Raw genomic sequence first — 17417 nt, 5'->3', positions numbered from 1 at the left:
TTCAGGAGTGGAACGGCAGCCCGGCGTCGGCCACCAGCTCCAGGTCGTCGGTGTGCTCGGCGGGCAGCAGCGTCGGGGTGCCGTCGGTCACCGGGACGACGCCCAGCTCGAGGAGTTCGGCCATCGCAGCGCTGCCCGCCATGTCCCGCACCTGGAGCTGGTAGCGGGCCGTCGTCCGGTAGGTCCCCCCGGAGTCGTCGCCGGTCCGCTGGAGGAATCCGGAGTCGGTGAGGAAGGCGACGGCCTTGCCGACGATGCCGGTGGTCGATCCGGCCAGTCTGCGCGCGTCCTTGGTGGCGCCGGTGGAGCTGCGCCGCGCCCAGATCCGCCAGGCCGCTTCCAGGCCGGGCGCCTCGGTCGCCGGGTCGGTGTTCTCGCCCTGCTCCTCGGCCCGCTCCTCCAGGCGGCGGCAGGCCTGTCGTACGAACGCGTCGACGCCGTTGACCGAGACGCGCCCGATGTATCCGTCGTCCGCGAGGTCCTCCGGGCGCGGGAAGGCCATCGCGGCGACGGCGAGGTGGGCGAGGCCGTGCAGGAAGCGGTCCGCGGAGTCGGCCGAGGTGCGACGGGCGTAGTCGCCCATCCGGACGGCGAAGACCGAGTCCTCGGCGGCCGTCACTGCCATGCCCGCGCGCGGGGACACCTCCAGCACGACCAGGCCGAGCCCGGCGGCCACGGCGTCGGCGAGCCGGGCGAACGGCGGGTCCTCCCGGTAGCGCCGCAGCAGCTCCGCGTACTCCTGGTCCCGTGCCGGCTGCAGTTTGGGCTGCAGCCCGAAGGCGACGAGCCGCGCCGCGTCGGCCGCGTCGGCCGGGGTGACAGGAGCGTTCGCCGGCGCGGCGACGACATCCGGCTCACTCCACTCGACATGCTGCTCGGTCACGACAGAGGCTCCTTGTACAGAGTTACGAGGCTGGGGTTCACGACCGATCCGCCGCCATCCCCGCCGCGTCCAGCAAAGCCATCCCCACTATCAGATCGGCCCCGCCGAACTCGGGGTCATCGAGCTCGACCCCGTCGTCCACGGCGAACAGCAGCTTCTCCTCCCCCTGCCGATAGGCGGTTCCGACCGGCGGGCTGGCCGCGTGAACCGCCAACAGGGCGACCAGGTAGGGAAGTTCGGGATCCCGGCGACGCGCCTCGGCAAGGAGCCCCGACAGTCGCCGCGGCGCGTCGGCGGGCAGATCGAGCAACTCCATCGCGGAAGCGAGCTGCTCCTCGCTGAACCGGCTGTCGTCCGGCGTGGCGATCAGGTCCGGCTCGGGCATCTCCGCCCCGAGGTGCTCCCGCTCCAGGGGCGGTGTCAGCAGGAGCTCGACGAGGTCCCCCACCCGTACGGCCCCCGGCGTACGCAGACCCGTCCCGCGCGCGAAGAACGCGTCCGTCACGCGCCGCGCCTGTGCGACGGGCAGCGGCAGCACGGGCGCGACGAGGTGCCCGTAGAGGTCTATCCCCGAGGTCGTCATGGGTGTGGCGAAGGCCTGCCGGTCCTGCTCGGCACGGAACAGGGGCCCGGCCTCCAGGAGCCGGGACTGCAGTTGTGTGTGCCGGCGGATGCAGTCCTTGACGATGTCGACGAGCTCGGCGGCGCGGCGCTTCTGCTCGGGGTCCTCGGACTCGTCGCGGGCCTTGCGGATGTTGGTGAGGATCGCGTTCTCGTGGCGGTAGCGGTCGGCGACGTGGTCGAGCGCCTCGGCGATCATGTCGGGCACGGCCTGGAGCCAGTCGACGGCCCGCACATTGCGCCGGGTCGCGTCGAGCGCCCTGCGGAGCGTCTCCGAGTACTGCACGGTCCGGTACCGGGCCTGCTCGGCGGCGAGCTGGGCGTCGGCGAGGCGGCCGCGGCTGATCAGCACCTCGAGCTTGACCTCGGCGGCGATCTGGGCACTGGTGACGTCGGTGTCGAGGGCGCCGACGAGGACGTTGACCGCCTCGTCCGTCGTACGGAGGTAGACGGTCCCCCCGTACCCGGGCACCTCCTCGATCAGCTTGAAGTCGTAGTCGCGGCGCACATAGGAGCCGTCGGGAGCGAAGGTGCCGTATACGGCGCGGAAGCCGCGGTCGACGCTGCCGACGTTGATCAGGTTCTCCAGGACCCACTTGGCGACGCGCTCGTGCTCGGCGACGGGGCGCTGCGGGGCCTGGGCGGCGATGCGCGGCATGAGCCGGGCCACTATCTGGTCGTGGTCGGCGCCCGTGTCGAAGTCCATGTTCAGTGTGACGAGGTCGATGGCGGCGAGGGCCACCTCGGCCATCCCGTAGACCGTGTACTCGCCCGCGAGATTCGCCTTGCGCACGTCGAGGTCGTGCAACGGCGCGGTGCAGGCGAGCGCGCGCAGCCGCCGCGCCAGGCCCTCGTCGGCGGCCGGGCCCGGTGCGGGGCGCGGCCCCGCGCTGAGCTGGGGCGGAGCGCTGTCCGTCGATGCAGGCGAAGTCACGGTGCACAGACTAGGTCCTCGGTCTGACAACGGTCGAAACGACGCAGAAGCGACCGCCGTCACACCGACACCACGCAGCGCATCACACCGACCCCACCCGGCGCGTCACACCGACCCCAGGCAGCGCGTCAGACCAGCTCCACGCAGCGGGTCACGCCGACCCCGCGCAGCGCCTCGCGCTCGCCGCCTCGCCGGAGCGACGGAGCGAACCGCCGCCGCGGCCGTCCTCGAGAGTCATGACCCGGCTCAGCCGATCCCCTGCGCCCCGTCGGCGACCCGCCGCGCGTACGCCTCGACGACCCCGGTGAGGGAGTCGTGGAGATAGACCGCGAGCAATTGCTCGGCACCGTCGCGGTCGCCCGCCTGGAGCGTCTTGAGGATCTCATGGTTGCGCGCGAGGTACGGCTCGTGGAGCCGCCGCGGATCGGCCACCACGTGGAAGGCGAGGCGCAGTTCGGCGAAGACGCTGCGCATCAGCTCGTCGGCGCGGTCGCTTCCGGCGAGCGCCACCAGTTCCCGATGGAAGTGGATGTTGGCCGTACTGACACCTTTCCAGTCACCTTCGCCCGCCGCCCGCTGCCCGTCCGCGACGGCCTGGGCGAGGTCGTCCACGGCGTAGGGCGGCTTGCCGAGGCCGCGGACCACGGCGCACTCGACGAGGGTGCGGGTGCGGTAGATGTCCTCGACGTCCTCGATGGTCAGTACCCGTACGAAGACACCGCGGTTGAGCTCGTGCACAAGGAGTCGTTCGTGCGTGAGCAGCCGGAACGCCTCGCGCAGCGTGTTGCGGGAGACGCCGAGCGCCCCGCCGATGCTGTCCTCGGACAGCCGTGTCCCGGGCGGGAAGTACCCCTCGGCGATACGGCTCCTGAGGATGTCCGAGACCCGCTCGGCGGTGCTGGTGCGGCCCAGCAGGGCGCGATCGTCGGCCAGTCCCGTCAGCTCTGCCATGCCCGGAATTCAATCGCAGAAATAAGAACGAAACAACACGGGTATTGAGGGATCGTTCAACGATCCTCTACCTTGTCGGTCAGGCGCCCATCGCACGACCGCCCGGCAAGGCACGGCACAGCCACGGCCCGGCCCGGTAAGGCACAGCACGGCAAGGCACGGCACGACCGCTCGGCACGGCTCAGTCCTCAAGCACTCTCCGTCCCTCACTGCGAGGTGCCCATGAGCACGACCCCCGGCACGACGCCCGGCACGCCCCCTCCATCCCAGGCCCTGACCGCCGGCCCCCGGCCCGGCACGGCCGAACTCACCGTCCAGGAAGGCCCGTTCGCCTGGCTGCGGGCACTCGGCCCGCGCGGCCGCCGGGCCTTCGCCGGCGCGTTCGGCGGCTATGCCCTGGACTCGTACGACTACTTCACGCTGCCGCTGAGCATGGTCGCGCTGGCGGCGTACTTCGGCCTGGACAGCGGCCAAACCGGTCTGTTCACCACCGTCACCCTGGTCGTCTCGGCGGTCGGCGGCGCGATCGCGGGTGTGATCGCGGACCGGATCGGACGCGTCAAGGCTCTGATGATCACCGTGATCACCTACGCGGTGTTCACGGTGGCCTGCGGTTTCGCCCCCAACTACGAGACGCTGCTGGTTTTCCGTGCCCTCCAGGGCCTCGGTTTCGGCGGTGAGTGGGCGGTCGGCGCGATCCTGGTCGCGGAGTACTCGACCGCCAGGCACCGGGGACGCACACTCGGCGCGGTCCAGAGCTCCTGGGCCGTCGGCTGGGGACTGGCGGTGATCGTCTACACGCTGGTCTTCCAGTTCCTCGGCGACGACCTCGCCTGGCGCGTGATGTTCTGGACCGGCGCGCTGCCCGCGCTGCTCGTCGTCTGGGTGCGCCGCCGGGTGCAGGACGCCCCGGAGGCGGCCGCCGTGCGGGAGAAGAGCGCCGAGAAGGGCTCGTTCGGCGCGATCTTCAAGCCCGCCTCGGCCGACGGCCCCGGTCTGCTGCGCACCACCTTCTTCGCGGTCCTGCTCTCCACCGGCGTCCAGGGCGGCTACTACACGCTGGCCACCTGGGTGCCCACGTATCTGAAGACGGAGCGCGGCCTGTCCGTCGTCGGCACCGGCGGCTACCTCACGTTCCTGATCTCGGGGGCCTTCATCGGCTACCTCACCGGCGGCTACCTCACCGACAAACTGGGCCGCAAGCGGAACATCCTGCTCTTCGCGATCCTCTCCGCGGCCTGCATCCTCACGTACGCCAACATCCCGAGCGGCGCCAACACGCTTCTCCTCGTGCTCGGTTTCCCCCTCGGCTTCTGCATGTCGGCGATCTTCAGCGGTTTCGGCTCGTTCCTCAGCGAGCTGTACCCGTCGGCGGTGCGCGGCACGGGGCAGGGCTTCACCTACAACACCGGGCGCGCCGTCGGCGCCGCCTTCCCCACCACCGTCGGCTTCCTGGCCGACAGTTGGGGTGTCGGCGGCGCCCTGGTCTTCGGCGCGATCGGCTACGCCCTCGCCGCCCTGGCACTGATCGGACTCCCCGAGACCAGTGGGAAGGAACTCCTGTGAACCACACCGTCCAGGAGAAGCCGTCGAGGCTTCGCCGACACCGCACGTCGAGCGTGCTCGACCAGCACGCGTGGACCCCCGAGATGGCGCGCGCCCGGTTCCGTTCGGGCGTGTCGGGCCCGACGGCCGGGGTCGCCGCGGGGTACACCCAGGCCAACCTGATCTCGCTGCCCGCCGACTGGGCGTACGACATGCTGCTGTTCTGCCAGCGCAACCCGGGGCCCTGTCCGGTCCTCGACGTCACCGACGCCGGTTCCTGGACCACCCCGCTCGCCGTGGGCGCGGACCTGCGCACGGATCTGCCGCGCTACCGGGTGTGGGAGCACGGCGAGTTGGTCGACGAGCCCACGGACGTGGTCGACCGCTGGCGCGACGACCTGGTCTCCTTCCTCATCGGTTGCAGCTTCACCTTCGAGTGGGTGCTGACCGAGGCGGGCGTTCCGATGCGCCACATCGAGCAGGGCCGCAACGTATCCATGTACGTGACCGGGCGGCAGTGCCGTCCGGCGGGGCGGCTGCACGGCCCCGTGGTGGTGTCGATGCGCCCGATCCCGCCCGAGCACCTGTCCACGGCGATCAGGGAGAGCAGTCTCATGCCCGCCGTGCACGGCAGCCCGGTGCACTGCGGCGAGCCGTCGGGGCTGGGCATCGAAGATCTCTCACGGCCCGACTTCGGCGACGCGGTGGACGCGGAGCCGGACGACATCCCGGTGTTCTGGGCCTGCGGGGTGACACCCCAGGCGGCCGTGATGGCGTCCCGCCCGCCCTTCGCGATCACCCACGCACCGGGCCGGATGTTCCTCACCGACGCCCGCGACGAGCAGTACCGCGTGGCCTGAGAACGACCTACGAAGGAGAGACTGCACCTCATGACCCCGATCGACCTCAACGCCGACCTCGGTGAGGGCTTCGGCCGCTGGCGGCTGACCGACGACGAACAGCTGCTGTCCGTCGTCACCAGCGCCAATGTGGCCTGCGGCTTCCACGCCGGGGACGCGGCCACCATGCGGCGGGTGTGCGAGCTGGCGGCCGAGCGGGGCGTACGGATCGGCGCTCAGGTCTCCTACCGCGACCTGGCGGGCTTCGGGCGGCGCGCCATGGACGTGCCGCCCGACGAGCTCGCGGCCGAAGTCGCCTACCAGATCGGCGCCTTGGAGGTCTTCGCACGCGCGGCCGGGTCGTGCGTGTCGTACGTGAAACCGCACGGCGCGCTCTACAACCGCGTCGTGCACGACGAGGAGCAGGCGGCGGCGGTCGTCGAGGGCGTGCTGCTCGCGGACGGCGCCCTGCCCGTCCTCGGCCTCCCGTCCTCCCGGTTCCTGAAGCTGGCCGAACAGGCCGGACTTCCCACCGCCACGGAGGCGTTCGCGGACCGCGCCTACACCGAGCAGGGCACCCTGGTGCCCCGCACCCAGGCCGACGCGGTCATCACGGACGCCGAGTCGGTCGTCGAACGCTCGCTGGGCCTGGCCCGCTTCGGCATGGTCACCTCCCGCTCCGGGGCGCGCATCCCGGTCCGCGCCCGCTCCTTGTGCCTGCACGGCGACACCCCGGGCGCGGTGGACCTGGCACGTCTGGTCCGCACGCGACTGGAGTCCTCGGGCGTCCACGTGAAGGCCTTCGCATGACGGCTGTTCCGGCCGCCGACGGCATTAGGGCGTTGCCGGTCGGTGACCGTGCCCTGCTCGTCGAGGTCTCCTCGGGCGCCGCGGCCCAGGCCCTGCACGCCGAACTGCTGCGCCGCCGCGCCGAGGGCTCGCTCTCGGTCGCGGAGATCGTCCCCGCGGCCCGCACGGTCCTCCTGGACGGTCTGGACGACCCCCGGCGGCTGGCGGAGCAGCTCCCCAGGTGGGAGATCCCGCCACACTCCGCGCGAGCGGAGGAGGCGATCGAGATCCCCGTACGGTACGAAGGTCCCGATCTGGCGGATGTCGCGGCTCTGTGGGGGGTGCCCGAGCACGAGGTGCCCGCGATCCACGCGGCGGCCGAGTTCCGCGTCGCCTTCTGCGGGTTCGCGCCCGGATTCGGCTATCTCACAGGGCTGCCTGCCCGGTTCGACGTGCCGCGCCGGGCGACTCCGCGGACGGCGGTTCCGGCGGGTTCCGTCGCGCTCGCCGGCCCGTACACGGGCGTGTACCCACGCTCCTCGCCGGGCGGCTGGCAGCTGATCGGCACGACGGACGCGGTGCTGTGGGACCACGCGCGCGTGCCGGCCGCGCTGCTCGCCCCGGGGACGCGCGTCCGGTTCGTACCGGTGGGGTGCTCATGACCGACCGGGCCCTCGCCGTCGTGCGCGCCGGGGCCCTGACCACCGTCCAGGACCGGGGCCGCCCCGGCCACGCCCACCTCGGCGTACCCCGCTCCGGCGCGCTGGACGCGCCCGCCGCGGCGCTGGGCAACCGGCTCGTCGGCAACCCGGTGGAGGCGGCCGTACTGGAGACGACGCTCAACGGATGTGCCCTGCGCCCCCGTTCGGCGGTCGTCGTGGCCGTCACCGGCGCGCCCTGTCCGGTCACGGTGGACGGCCGTCCGGCGCCCTGGGGAGCGCCCGTGCGCGTCCCCGCCGGAGCGTTGCTGGATATCGGCCCGGCCCGCGCGGGGGTACGCGCCTACGTGGCCCTCGCCGGCGGAGTGGCCGTGGATCCGGTCCTCGGCAGCCGCTCCACGGACCTCCTCTCGGGGCTCGGTCCGCCGCCGCTCACGGACGGCACGGTGCTGCCTCTGGGGCGACCCGACGGCTTCCACGCGCGCGTGGACGTGGTTCCGCATCCGGGGCCGCCCTCGGAGCTGGTCCTGCGGGTGACACCGGGCCCGCGCGACGACTGGTTCACGGCCTCGGCGCTGCGGACCCTGGCGACGGGCGCCTACCGGGTGTCCTCCGCGAGCAACCGCATAGGGCTGCGTACGGAAGGGCCCTCACTGGAGAGGGCCGTTTCCGGCGAGCTCCCCAGTGAGGGCATGGTGCTGGGTGCCGTGCAGGTGCCGCCCGACGGCAGACCGGTCGTCTTCCTCGCCGACCATCCGACCACCGGGGGGTATCCGGTGATCGCGGTGGTCCGTGGCGCCGACCTCCCCGCGGCCGCCCAGGCGGTCCCGGACACGCCGGTGCGCTTCATGGTCGTACGCCGCCGCTGACGGGCTCCGGCCCGGCGCCTCGAACCGTCATGCCGCGTCCGGCCGCTCCGCCACCGACAGGGCGGCCAGCGCGGACGCCACGGCGTGCGAGGCGCTGAGGTCGAGCCGGGCGCTGGTGCCGCGCGCCCGGTGGCGCACCTCGGCGGCGGCCAGGGTGAGCAGTTGGGGCAGCAGATCGGTGCACCGCCGGGCCACCCACCCCGTCCCCGCGGTGGCCAGCCAACACAGACTGGCCGACCGGGTGGGCGCGCGGAACTCGGGCTCGGCCGAGGGGGCGTTCCCCGTGGCGATGCCCTCCTGTTCGAGCAACGCGTGGAAACGCAAGGCGAGTTGTCGGTGTCCCCGCTCCCCGGGGTGCAGCCGGTCCGCGCTCCACATCGCACGGTCCGTCAGCCAGGCGCCCTCCGCCGCGTGCAGATGCACGGCTCCATGGCGCTCGGACAGGGCGTGCACGACCGAGTTGACGGCCCGCTGCCGCCGGGCCAGGGGCCTGGCCAGCGCCCCCGGCAGCCCGAGCATCGCACCGGGATCCGGCAGGCAGGCGGTCAGCAGGACGGCGTCCTGGGCCCGGAACGCCGCGTACACGCGGTCGAGCCGCGCGGCCACGGCGTGGATGTCGAAGGTGCAGCGAAGGGTGTCGTTCACCCCGATCACGACGGATGCCACGTCCGGACGCAGGGCGAGCGCCGCCGGGGTCTGGCGTTCCAGGACGTCGCGCGTCTGGGCCCCGCTCACCGCGAGATTGGTGAACTGCACGGACCTGTCCGGGCCGTCGGACAGCCCGGCCACGAGCAGGGCGGCCCAGCCACGCCAGGCCTCGCCCACGGGGTCGCCCACGCCCTCGGTGAGCGAGTCCCCGAGGGCGACGAACCGAAGGGGTCTCATCCGACGCCCTCCTGGAGGCGGGGCCGGGTCTCGACCACCGCGTCGTGTGCGGCGAGGAACGCCTCCACGGCGGTGCCCCAGCCGAAACACTCCGCACGCGCGCGTGCTGCTTGCCTGCGCGCGTCCTCGGAGCGCCCCAGGAGCAGTCGTACGGCGTCCGCGAAGGAGTCCCCGCTGTCCGCGGCGGTGGCTCCGGCGGACCCGACCACCTCCGGCAGCGCGGACACCGCGCTGGCCACCACGGGTGTTCCGCAGGCCATCGCCTCCAGGGCGGCCAGCCCGAACGTCTCGGCGGGCCCCGGCGCCAGGCACACGTCGGCGGAGGCCTGCAGCGCGCCGAGCAGCGCGCGGTCGGCGACGTGCCCGAGGAAGGTGACGGGCAGCCGCCGTTCCCGGGCCCGCTGTTCGAGCCGGGCCCGCAGCGGCCCGTCCCCGGCGACGACGAGCACAGCACGCTCGCCGCGCCGCAGCAGCGCCTCCAGCGCGTCGAGCGCCGTACCGGGCCGCTTCTCGACGGACAGCCGGGAGCACATCACGAGCAGCACCTCGTCCGCCCGCGCGTACCGCTCGCGCACCCCGAGATCGCGCAGCCCGGGGTGCCTGCCGACCAGGTCGACGCCCAGTGGGGCCCGTACGACATTGCGGGCCCCGATGCGGACGAACTCGCGCTCCGCGAACTCCGTGGTGCACACGACCCGCGCGTAGGTGTGCGCCGTACGGATGTTGAGGGCGTCCGCGGCCCTGCGGGCCATCCCCTCGGAAAGCCCCCAGGTGCGCAGGACCCCGTCGGCGGTCTCGTGGGAGACCATGACCGCGGGCACCCGCGCGCGCCGCGCCCACACCCCGGTCCAGCGCAGGGTGGTCCGGTCGGAGACTTCGAGACGGTCGGGCGCGAGAGACTCCAGGAGACGGGCGACCCGCCGCTTGTCCGTGAGCACGCGATAGCCGCCGGTGCCGGGCAGCAGCGGCCCGGGCAGCGTGATGACCCGCCCCTGCTCGGTCTCGCGGTCGGTGGCACGCTCGCCGGGGACGACGAGCACGGGCTCGTGTCCGGCGGCCAGGTAGCCGCTGCCGAGCTCCCGCAGGGCGGTGCGCAGACCGCCCGACGCGGGGGCGACGAAGTTGGCCAGCCGTACGATGCGCAGGCTCATGCCGCCACCACCGTCCGCGCGGAGAGCACGTCGGCGTAGTGGTCGATGAGCTGGTCGCCGACGGCCGCCCAGGTGCGGCCCTCGACGGTGGCCCGCCCGGCGGCTCCGTAGGCGGCCCGGAGGGTGGGATCGACGGCGAGCGCCCACACCGCGTCGCGTACGGCGGCCCCGTCCCGGGGCGGCACCAGCAGCCCCGTACGGCCGTGTGCGACCAGGTCCAGCGGTCCGCCCGCGGCGGGCGCGACGACCGGTACGCCGCTGGCCATGGCCTCCTGGACCGTCTGGCAGAAGGTCTCGAAGGGGCCGGTGTGCGCGAAGACGTCCAGGGAGGCGAAGATGCGGGCGAGTTCGTCGCCGGTGCGGCGCCCGAGGAAGACGGCGCCGGGAAGCGCCTCGCGCAGGGTCGTCTCGCTGGGCCCGTCGCCCACGATCACGACGCGTACGCCTTCCAGGCCGCAGGCTCCGGCGAGCAGTTCGACCTGCTTCTCGGGGGCGAGCCGGCCGACGTAGCCGACGATCAGCTCGCCGTTCGGCGCCAGTTCGCGCCGGAGGGCTTCGTCCCGGTGTTCGGGGCGGAAGCGGACGGTGTCCACGCCGCGCGGCCACAGCCGCACCCGGGGCACACCGTGTGCCTCCAGGTCGTGCAGGGCCGCGCTGGACGGGGCGAGCGTCCGGTCGGCGGCGGCGTGGACGGAACGTATCCGCCGCCAGGCCGTGGATTCGCCCGCGCCCACGTACGTACGGGCGTATCCGGCGAGGTCGGTCTGGTAGACGGCGACGGCGGGGACGCCGAGCCGGGCGGCGGCCGCCATGCCGCGGACGCCGAGGATGAAGGGGCTGGCCAGGTGGACGATGTCGGCGCGGTGTTCGGTGATCGCGGCGGCGACGCGTCGGCTGGGGAGGGCGACGCGGACCTGGGGGTAGCCGGGGAGCGGTAGGGAGGGGACACGGACGACGGGGCACGGCGCGAGGGCGTCGGGCCCGTGCCCGGCCGCCGTGGCCGGGGCGACGACGAGGGGAGCGTGACCGCGATCGACGAGGTGCCGGGCGGTCTGGAGCGCGCAGTGAGCCACGCCGTTCACATCGGGGGGAAAGGATTCGGTCACGATGACGACACGCATACCCGTGTTGTCGCCGTACTGGACGTGGCCGCGTCAACGTGGATCTTTCCTGCCGAGGAACGCCCCGTGAGCGTTGTACTGCACGCTTTTCCAGGTCAGCCCGCGGCCACGCCCTCCTGACCCGCGGGTCACTTCGTGTTCATACCGCGGGCGCGTCGGGCCCGATCCGGCTGCGTACGGCTGTCTGTACTTCCGCTTCCTCGGCCGGATCCGACGCCAGCCGCCGCAGCTGATCGACCACGCGCGCGTCACCGGTTTCGGCATGTCGTGCGGCCACCTCGCGGGTCGACTCCTCGCAGTCCCACAGGCACTCGACGGCGAAGCCGGCGGGGAAGGAGGGGTCGGTGGCGGCGAGGGCCCGGGCGGCTCGCCCGCGCAGATGGGACGACGCCGTCTCCCGGTAGACATGGCGCAGCACGGGTGCGGCGCAGACGATGCCGAGGCGTCCGGCTCCGTCGACGAGGGTCCAGAGTGTGGGTGCGTCGGGGCCTTCGCCGCGTACGGCCTCACGCAGGGCGCCCAGCACGAGTTCGCTGTCCTTGGTGCCGCCCCTGCAGGCGAGCACCCGTCCCGCGGCGGCGCCCAGGGCGTCGGGCCGCTCGGCCCACCGTCGGGCCCGCTCGACGGCGGCGATACTGCGCATGCGTTCGAACGCGTCGACGGCGGCCTCCCCGACGGTCGCCGTGCCGCCGGTCGCGGCGGCCTCGATCAGGTCGAGAGCGTCCGGATCGTTGCTCTCGGCGAGGTAGCGCAAGGCGGTGCAGCGGGCTCCGTCGCCGCCGTCCCGGGCGGCCTGGAGAATCTCGGGCCGGTCCTCGGGGCCCGCGACGGCCGTGAGGCAGCGCGCGGCCGGCACATGGAGTGCGGCTCCGCGGTCGAGGCCCTGCTGGGCCCACTCGAACACGGCCCGCACGCTCCATCCCGGACGTGGTCCGGTGGGGCGCAGTTGCCGCTGCCATCGGTCGAAGGAGCCCTGCTCCTGGGCGGCCCGCACACGGGCGGCGATGGATTGGCGCGGGTCGTCCGCCCACAGCCGCCAGGGCCGGGGCTCGAACGCGTCGCGCACCTGGGCGGCGAGCGCGGCCTCGCCCTCCGGATCGGCCGGGAAACGGGCGAGAACGGGCGCGGCGAGGGCGCGCAGCCCCGCGTCGTCGTCGCGCAGGGCCAGCTCGTCCAGGGCCCAGGCCCAGTTGGTGCCCGAGGCGGCGTACCTGCGCAGCAGTTCCAGGGCGTCCCGCCTGCCGTACGAGGCGAGGTGGCCGAGGACCGCGAGGGCGAGCCCCGTGCGTGACTCGCAGTCGTCGAGGACGTCCTCGACGTCGAAGAGATGCCGCTCGATCTCGTCGAGCTCACCGCTCAGATCGAGATAGAGACGGGCGTAGTACAGGGAGCGGTTCTCCACCTGCCAGTCGTGGCGGGGATCACTCAGCACACAGTGGTTCAGTGCCGCGAGCGCCTCGGCCCGCGGTGCGGTGAGCGCGTGCAGCGTGCCGTCGCCGCGGCCCCTCTGGAGCAGGCCGAGCAGCGTTCCGCTGGGCGCTATGACCGGATCGAACATGGGAAACAGCCTCACATCAAGCGTCGACGCAACCGGGATCCTGCATTACCTGGCCGCGTGACAACACGTCGGAGCGCCCGCCGTTTCTTGCTTGCTGTAGACCATCTTCCTCTGCCTCTCGTTGGTGGGCCCATACGGGCCGCGTCACGGCCCGCGCGGTGCGGCAACATCTGCCCAGCCATCGCGTCCGTGAATCACGACGTCATGATGACTCGGCAGTTCTTCCTGCCGCGACCGTATTTCCGGCGGCCCCGTACCGCCTCCCCCGTTTTCGGTGTTGTGCCTGGTCAGCGTGTTCGAATCAGTGCGCGCCGAACAATTCGAGAAGTTCCGTCTTGCCGAACATCCGGGCGGTGTCGACGGCCGAGGGCGTACCCGCCGCCGGGTCCGCGCCGCCGTCCAGGAGCGCGCGAATGACCGCCTCCTCGCCCTTGAAGACGGCCCCCGCGAGGGGCGTCTGGCCGCGGTCGTTGATGCGGTCGGCCTCGGCACCGCGCTCCAGCAGGGCGCGCACCGCCTCGGCGTGGCCGTGGTAGGCGGCGAGCATCAGCAGCGAGTCACCACGGTCGTTGGTGAGGTTGGCGGGAACACCCGCGTCGACGTACGCCACGAGCGCCTCGGCCTCCCCTCGGCGCGCCAGATCGAAGATCTTGGTCGCCAGCTCCACGACTTCGGGGTCGGGGGCTTCACTCATCGGCCGGACCACCTCTCACAAGGACAACGACAACTACGTCATGCGGGACTGCGGGAGCGTACGACAGCGGGCGGGCTGTCATGCGCAGGTCCGTGCGACAGCGACGAGTGCGGCCGTACGGGTGATTCGCCAGCGTACTGGCTCCGACGGCACATCACCGGCGTCGGTCGAGGCAAAGATCACCACAAGCCTCACAAGAGGCGACAGGAGGCAACAGACCCGCCCAGGGGGCCTTGAATGACTCCGCCGACTGGATGAAATCAGCCGAAATTCACCCTGTTGCACCTTTTATCGTATGGATACATCCTGTGATCCTGGAAGTACTCATGGTGACTGTCCCCACGAACCAGGAGAGCACAAATGATTCTGTCCATCTCAGGCGTCGTCCTGCTCGGCATCATCGTCTTCCTCTTCTTCCGCAAGGACGGACTCAAGGCGTCGCACGCCTGTGTGTCCTCGCTCTTCGGCTTCTACCTCGCCAGCACGGCCATCGCGCCGAGCATCAAGGCGGGCGGGGAGAGCCTGGCGAGCCTCCTCGGCGGGATCAAGTTCTGACATCCCCGCCCATCGCACGCACCTCCAGGAGACAGCAGTGGCCCGGCGCCCTCTCCCCCGCATCCTCAGCAACGGCAGCGCGCAGATCGCCCGAAGCCGGGAGCTGGCCCGAACGGCAGCCGACAGCGCCACCGACGTCCTCCATCCACTGATCACGATCACTCGTGGACTGCGCCGACTGGCAGCCGCCGGCGGGCGCAAGTGGGCGGCCACCCCCAAGGACCGGCGCGGGCCGCTGCTGTTCCTGGTGGCCTCGGTGATCCTGGTCGTGGCGCTGGTGCCGTACGGACCGCTGCTCGCCGCCATCACCCTGATGGCGGCGGCAGCGTGGACCGGCCGCCAGCCCGTCTCACCGGAGCCCACGGGCCCCGACGAGGCGCAGATCCAACGACTCCAGTCGTTGTACGAGGCCCTCGTCCCGTACTTCTCCACGGCCGAGGACCCGTCCCCCCTCTACGCCCACGCCGGCGACTGGGAGAAGGCCTTCCCCACGCACGACTTCGACGACGACGGGCGCGTGTCCCGGCTGCTCGTCCGCTACCCGGCGTACTTCACGGACGGCGAGGCGGAGTCCCGGGCCCGGATCGAGCAGCTCCTGCATGCCAAGTCGGGCCGCGGTCGCGAGTACCACTTCGACTGGGACGAGGAGGGCAACGAGCTCACCGTCACCGTCCTGCCGCCGCTCCCCACCGACATCGCCGCCCAGCGTTTCGTCACCTCCCCCGGCGAGACGGTCCTGGGCTTCACCGACCCGGCCGACGTCCAGCGCACCCTTCCCCTCACCTACGGTGAGGAACAGCGCGACGTTCCCCCGGTCGTGTGGCGCACCGGCATCCGCTCGACCGAGCCGCACCTGCTGATCGCCGGCGATCCGGGCAGCGGCACGACCACACTCGTGCGCTCCATCGCCCTCCAGGCCCTTCAGTACGGCGATGTCGTCATCGTCGAGGGCGGCGGCACCGGCGAGTACGCGTGCCTGACCGGGCGGAACGGCGTCCTCGCCGTCGAGTCCGGCCTCGCGGGGGCGCTCGCGAGTCTGGAGTGGGCCGCGCACGAGACGGAGCGGCGGCTGATCTCCGCCAACCGTGCGCGGCAGGCGGGGCACCCCGCCCCCGACGACACCAAGAACCCCCTGTGGATCCTGCTCGACCGGCCGAGCGCGCTCGGACACTTCGTCGCCGCCGACGGCCGCAACGATCCCCAGGCACTCCTTCAGGTCCCGCTCCGGCACGGGCGCGCGGCGGGCGTCACGGTCGTCATCGCCGAGCAGTTCGAGGATCTCGAGGCGCTCAGCGAGGCCGTGCGCCAGCACACTCGCGCGCGCGTGGTCCTCGGTACGGCGTCTCCGGTCCAGTTGGAAGCCGTCCTTGGCGCGCCTCCGCACACCACTCCCACCCGGGATGTGCCGCCCGGCCGCGGGTACGCCCGGTTGGGCGCCGGTCCCGTTCTGCGCCTTCAGGTTCCGGCCACGCCCGACCCCTATGACGACGCCACCAGCGAGACCCATCGACGCGCCGTCCTCGACCTGCTGCCGGAACGTACGACCCCGGCAGAGGCGAACCCGGTCCCCGCGGAGGCCGCGGTCGCGGAGGGCTGAGCGGGCTCCCCGGTTTGGAGTTCGGCTGCGGGTGGGTGAGGGCTGGTCGCGCAGTTCCCCGCGCCCCTGGGCGGGGGCTGCGCCCCCGGCCCCCACCGGCCCGCAGCCGAACTCCAAACCGGGGTCCGGTCGGCTGCTAGGCCACGAACGTGCGGGGAGCTTCGTTGCCGCCGGTCGCGCCCGTTTCCACCAGGCGGGCCGCCGCGGCCAACCGGACCGCCGCCTCCTCGGCCACCGCACCCCCCACGGTGAACGGCAGCCGCACATACCCTTCGAAGGCACCGTCGACCCCGAACCGCGGCCCGGAGGGCACCCGGACCCCCACCCGTTCGCCCGCCTCGGCGATCCGCGAGCCGGACAGCCCGCCGGTGCGCACCCACAGCGTCAGCCCGCCGTGCGGAACGGCGAACTCCCAGTCGGGCAGCTCGCGGCGCACGGCGGCGACGAGCGCGTCCCGGTTCTCCCGGGCCTGCGCACGCCGGATCTCCAGGGCCTGCTCCCACCCCCCGGTGCTGAACAGCCAGTTCACGGCCAGCTGCTCCAGCACGGGCGTTCCGAGATCGGCGTACGCGCGCGCGGCGACGAGACTGCGGATGACATCGGGGGCCGCACGGACCCACCCGATCCGCATCCCCGCCCAGAACGCCTTGCTGGCCGACCCCACGGTGATGACCGTGGACCCTGAGGGGTCGAAGCCGCAGACGGGGCGGGGCATCGACAGCCCCTCCTCCAAATACAGCTCGCTCATCGTTTCGTCGACCACCAGTACGGTCCCCGCCGACCTCGCCGCGTCCACCAGACGGCGGCGCTGGTCCTCGTCCGCGAGGGCTCCCGTCGGGTTGTGGAAGTCGGCGACGACGTACGCGAGCCGGGGCGCGGCGTCCCGCAGGACCTGGCGCCAATGCTCCACGTCCCACCCCGCGAGCCCCTCGGCCATGGCGACGGGGACGAGCCGGGCGCCCGCCTCCCGCATCAGCTGGAGGATGTTGGCGTAGGAGGGGGACTCGACGGCGATGCGTTCGCCGCGCCCGGCGAAGAGATGACAGATGGCGTCGATCGCGCCCATCGCGCCGGTCGTCACCATGATCTGCTCGGGCATGGTCGGAATGCCCCGCGCGGTGTACCCCTCGGCGATCATCGCGCGCAGCGCGGGCAGCCCCGCCGGATAGTCGCCGTGCGTGTGCGCGTACGGCGGCAGCTCCTCCAGGGCGCCCTGCACCGCGCGGGTGAGCCAGGGCTCCGGCGCGGGCAGTGAAGCGCAGCCGAGGTCGATCATGGAGCCGAGGGCCTCGGGGGGCAGCGGTTCGAGGCCGCGCGCGGGCAGCGGGTTCCCGGCGGGTACGGCGGTCCAACTGCCCGCTCCCCTGCGGGACTCCAGGAACCCTTCGCCGCGCAGCGCCTCGTAGGCCGCGGCGACCGTCGTACGGCTGACGGAAAGGGACAGCGCCAGCTCCCGCTCGGCGGGCAGCCGCGCGGCCACCGGAACCCGGCCTTCGAGGACGAGCAGCCGGATGCCGTCGGCAAGCGAGCGATAGGCGGGCGGACGGCGGCTGCCGGGGCCCGCGGGGCGCTCCTGCTGGGAGTTGAGCAGCCGGGCGAGCTGCGCTGCACCCACCGCCGAAGTCCACTGCGTCATGATTCCCAGTCCACCTTCCTCGGATTGGCCTTGGATGGCGCCTTCCTTCAGGCCACAGAATGTCACGAGCCAGGCCACCGTCACCACCACGGCTCATCACAGGTCATCACGCGCCATCACCACAGGGGGC

General features: G+C 72.7%; 16 protein-coding genes. 7 read left to right on the top strand and 9 right to left on the bottom strand.

The features are described from left to right. Window position 1 precedes the first annotated feature (1 nt). The 3 genes from OG568_RS40215 to OG568_RS40205 all read right to left on the bottom strand — a co-directional run bounded on the left by OG568_RS40215 (window position 2) and on the right by OG568_RS40205 (window position 3389). Window positions 2-883, bottom strand: coding sequence for a hypothetical protein (locus OG568_RS40215; RefSeq protein WP_266416576.1), 882 nt, complete (start codon window positions 881-883; stop codon window positions 2-4). A gap of 37 nt (window positions 884-920) precedes the next feature. After that, a complete protein-coding gene (locus OG568_RS40210) occupies window positions 921-2438 on the bottom strand; it encodes a hypothetical protein (protein WP_329535062.1) in 1518 nt (505 codons plus the stop codon). Between the two features lie 246 nt (window positions 2439-2684). After that, complete coding sequence (locus OG568_RS40205; protein WP_329535061.1) at window positions 2685-3389, bottom strand: GntR family transcriptional regulator; 705 nt, start codon at window positions 3387-3389, stop codon at window positions 2685-2687. 222 nt (window positions 3390-3611) lie between these two features. Here OG568_RS40205 and OG568_RS40200 point away from each other — a divergent pair, with 222 nt between their 5' ends. From OG568_RS40200 to OG568_RS40180, 5 genes are read left to right on the top strand one after another with little or no spacing between them, the layout of a single operon-like run. After that, entirely contained in the window at window positions 3612-4955 is a 1344-nt protein-coding gene (locus OG568_RS40200) for an MFS transporter (RefSeq protein WP_329535060.1), read from the top strand. Between the two features lie 53 nt (window positions 4956-5008). Continuing rightward, on the top strand, window positions 5009-5794 hold the full coding sequence (locus tag OG568_RS40195) for a putative hydro-lyase (protein WP_329536584.1): 786 nt from the start codon (window positions 5009-5011) through the stop codon (window positions 5792-5794). A 30-nt stretch (window positions 5795-5824) separates the two neighbouring features. Next, entirely contained in the window at window positions 5825-6583 is a 759-nt protein-coding gene (locus OG568_RS40190; RefSeq protein ID WP_266416568.1) for a LamB/YcsF family protein, read from the top strand. Between the two features lie 23 nt (window positions 6584-6606). Then, window positions 6607-7224 (top strand): 5-oxoprolinase subunit PxpB, encoded by a 618-nt coding sequence (pxpB, locus tag OG568_RS40185; RefSeq protein WP_329536583.1) that lies wholly within the window; start codon window positions 6607-6609, stop codon window positions 7222-7224. Continuing rightward, a complete protein-coding gene (locus OG568_RS40180) occupies window positions 7221-8090 on the top strand; it encodes a biotin-dependent carboxyltransferase family protein (protein WP_329535059.1) in 870 nt (289 codons plus the stop codon). The genes pxpB and OG568_RS40180 overlap by 4 nt, the downstream gene beginning before the upstream one ends. Window positions 8091-8117: 27 nt before the next feature. Here OG568_RS40180 and OG568_RS40175 read toward each other — a convergent pair whose 3' ends face one another. From OG568_RS40175 to OG568_RS40155, 5 genes are all read right to left on the bottom strand, one after another. Next, complete coding sequence (locus OG568_RS40175; RefSeq protein WP_329535058.1) at window positions 8118-8975, bottom strand: SGNH/GDSL hydrolase family protein; 858 nt, start codon at window positions 8973-8975, stop codon at window positions 8118-8120. Next, the gene (locus OG568_RS40170) at window positions 8972-10126 is read right to left on the bottom strand and encodes a glycosyltransferase (RefSeq protein WP_329535057.1); all 1155 of its coding nucleotides are present in this window, start codon (window positions 10124-10126) and stop codon (window positions 8972-8974) included. The genes OG568_RS40175 and OG568_RS40170 overlap by 4 nt, the downstream gene beginning before the upstream one ends. After that, on the bottom strand, window positions 10123-11247 hold the full coding sequence (locus OG568_RS40165; protein WP_266416559.1) for a glycosyltransferase family 4 protein: 1125 nt from the start codon (window positions 11245-11247) through the stop codon (window positions 10123-10125). Before OG568_RS40165 ends, OG568_RS40170 begins: the two co-directional genes overlap by 4 nt. 139 nt (window positions 11248-11386) lie before the next feature. Beyond that, window positions 11387-12805 (bottom strand): HEAT repeat domain-containing protein, encoded by a 1419-nt coding sequence (locus OG568_RS40160; RefSeq protein WP_329535056.1) that lies wholly within the window; start codon window positions 12803-12805, stop codon window positions 11387-11389. A gap of 301 nt (window positions 12806-13106) precedes the next feature. Continuing rightward, window positions 13107-13499, bottom strand: a complete 393-nt coding sequence (locus OG568_RS40155) for an ankyrin repeat domain-containing protein (protein ID WP_266416552.1) — start codon at window positions 13497-13499, stop codon at window positions 13107-13109. 360 nt (window positions 13500-13859) lie between these two features. Here OG568_RS40155 and OG568_RS40150 point away from each other — a divergent pair, with 360 nt between their 5' ends. Both OG568_RS40150 and OG568_RS40145 read left to right on the top strand, forming a co-directional pair. Then, the gene (locus OG568_RS40150; RefSeq protein WP_266416551.1) at window positions 13860-14054 is read left to right on the top strand and encodes a hypothetical protein; all 195 of its coding nucleotides are present in this window, start codon (window positions 13860-13862) and stop codon (window positions 14052-14054) included. 37 nt (window positions 14055-14091) lie between these two features. Continuing rightward, the gene (locus tag OG568_RS40145; protein WP_329535055.1) at window positions 14092-15651 is read left to right on the top strand and encodes a hypothetical protein; all 1560 of its coding nucleotides are present in this window, start codon (window positions 14092-14094) and stop codon (window positions 15649-15651) included. 136 nt (window positions 15652-15787) lie between these two features. Here OG568_RS40145 and OG568_RS40140 read toward each other — a convergent pair whose 3' ends face one another. Then, entirely contained in the window at window positions 15788-17287 is a 1500-nt protein-coding gene (locus OG568_RS40140; RefSeq protein WP_329535054.1) for an SCO1417 family MocR-like transcription factor, read from the bottom strand. Window positions 17288-17417 lie beyond the last annotated feature (130 nt).

It is taken from the genome of Streptomyces sp. NBC_01450 (assembly GCF_036227505.1).
GTDB lineage: Bacteria > Actinomycetota > Actinomycetes > Streptomycetales > Streptomycetaceae > Streptomyces.
The sequence above is the reverse complement of the archived record's forward strand: the minus strand, read 5'-3'. Positions and strand labels throughout refer to the sequence as shown.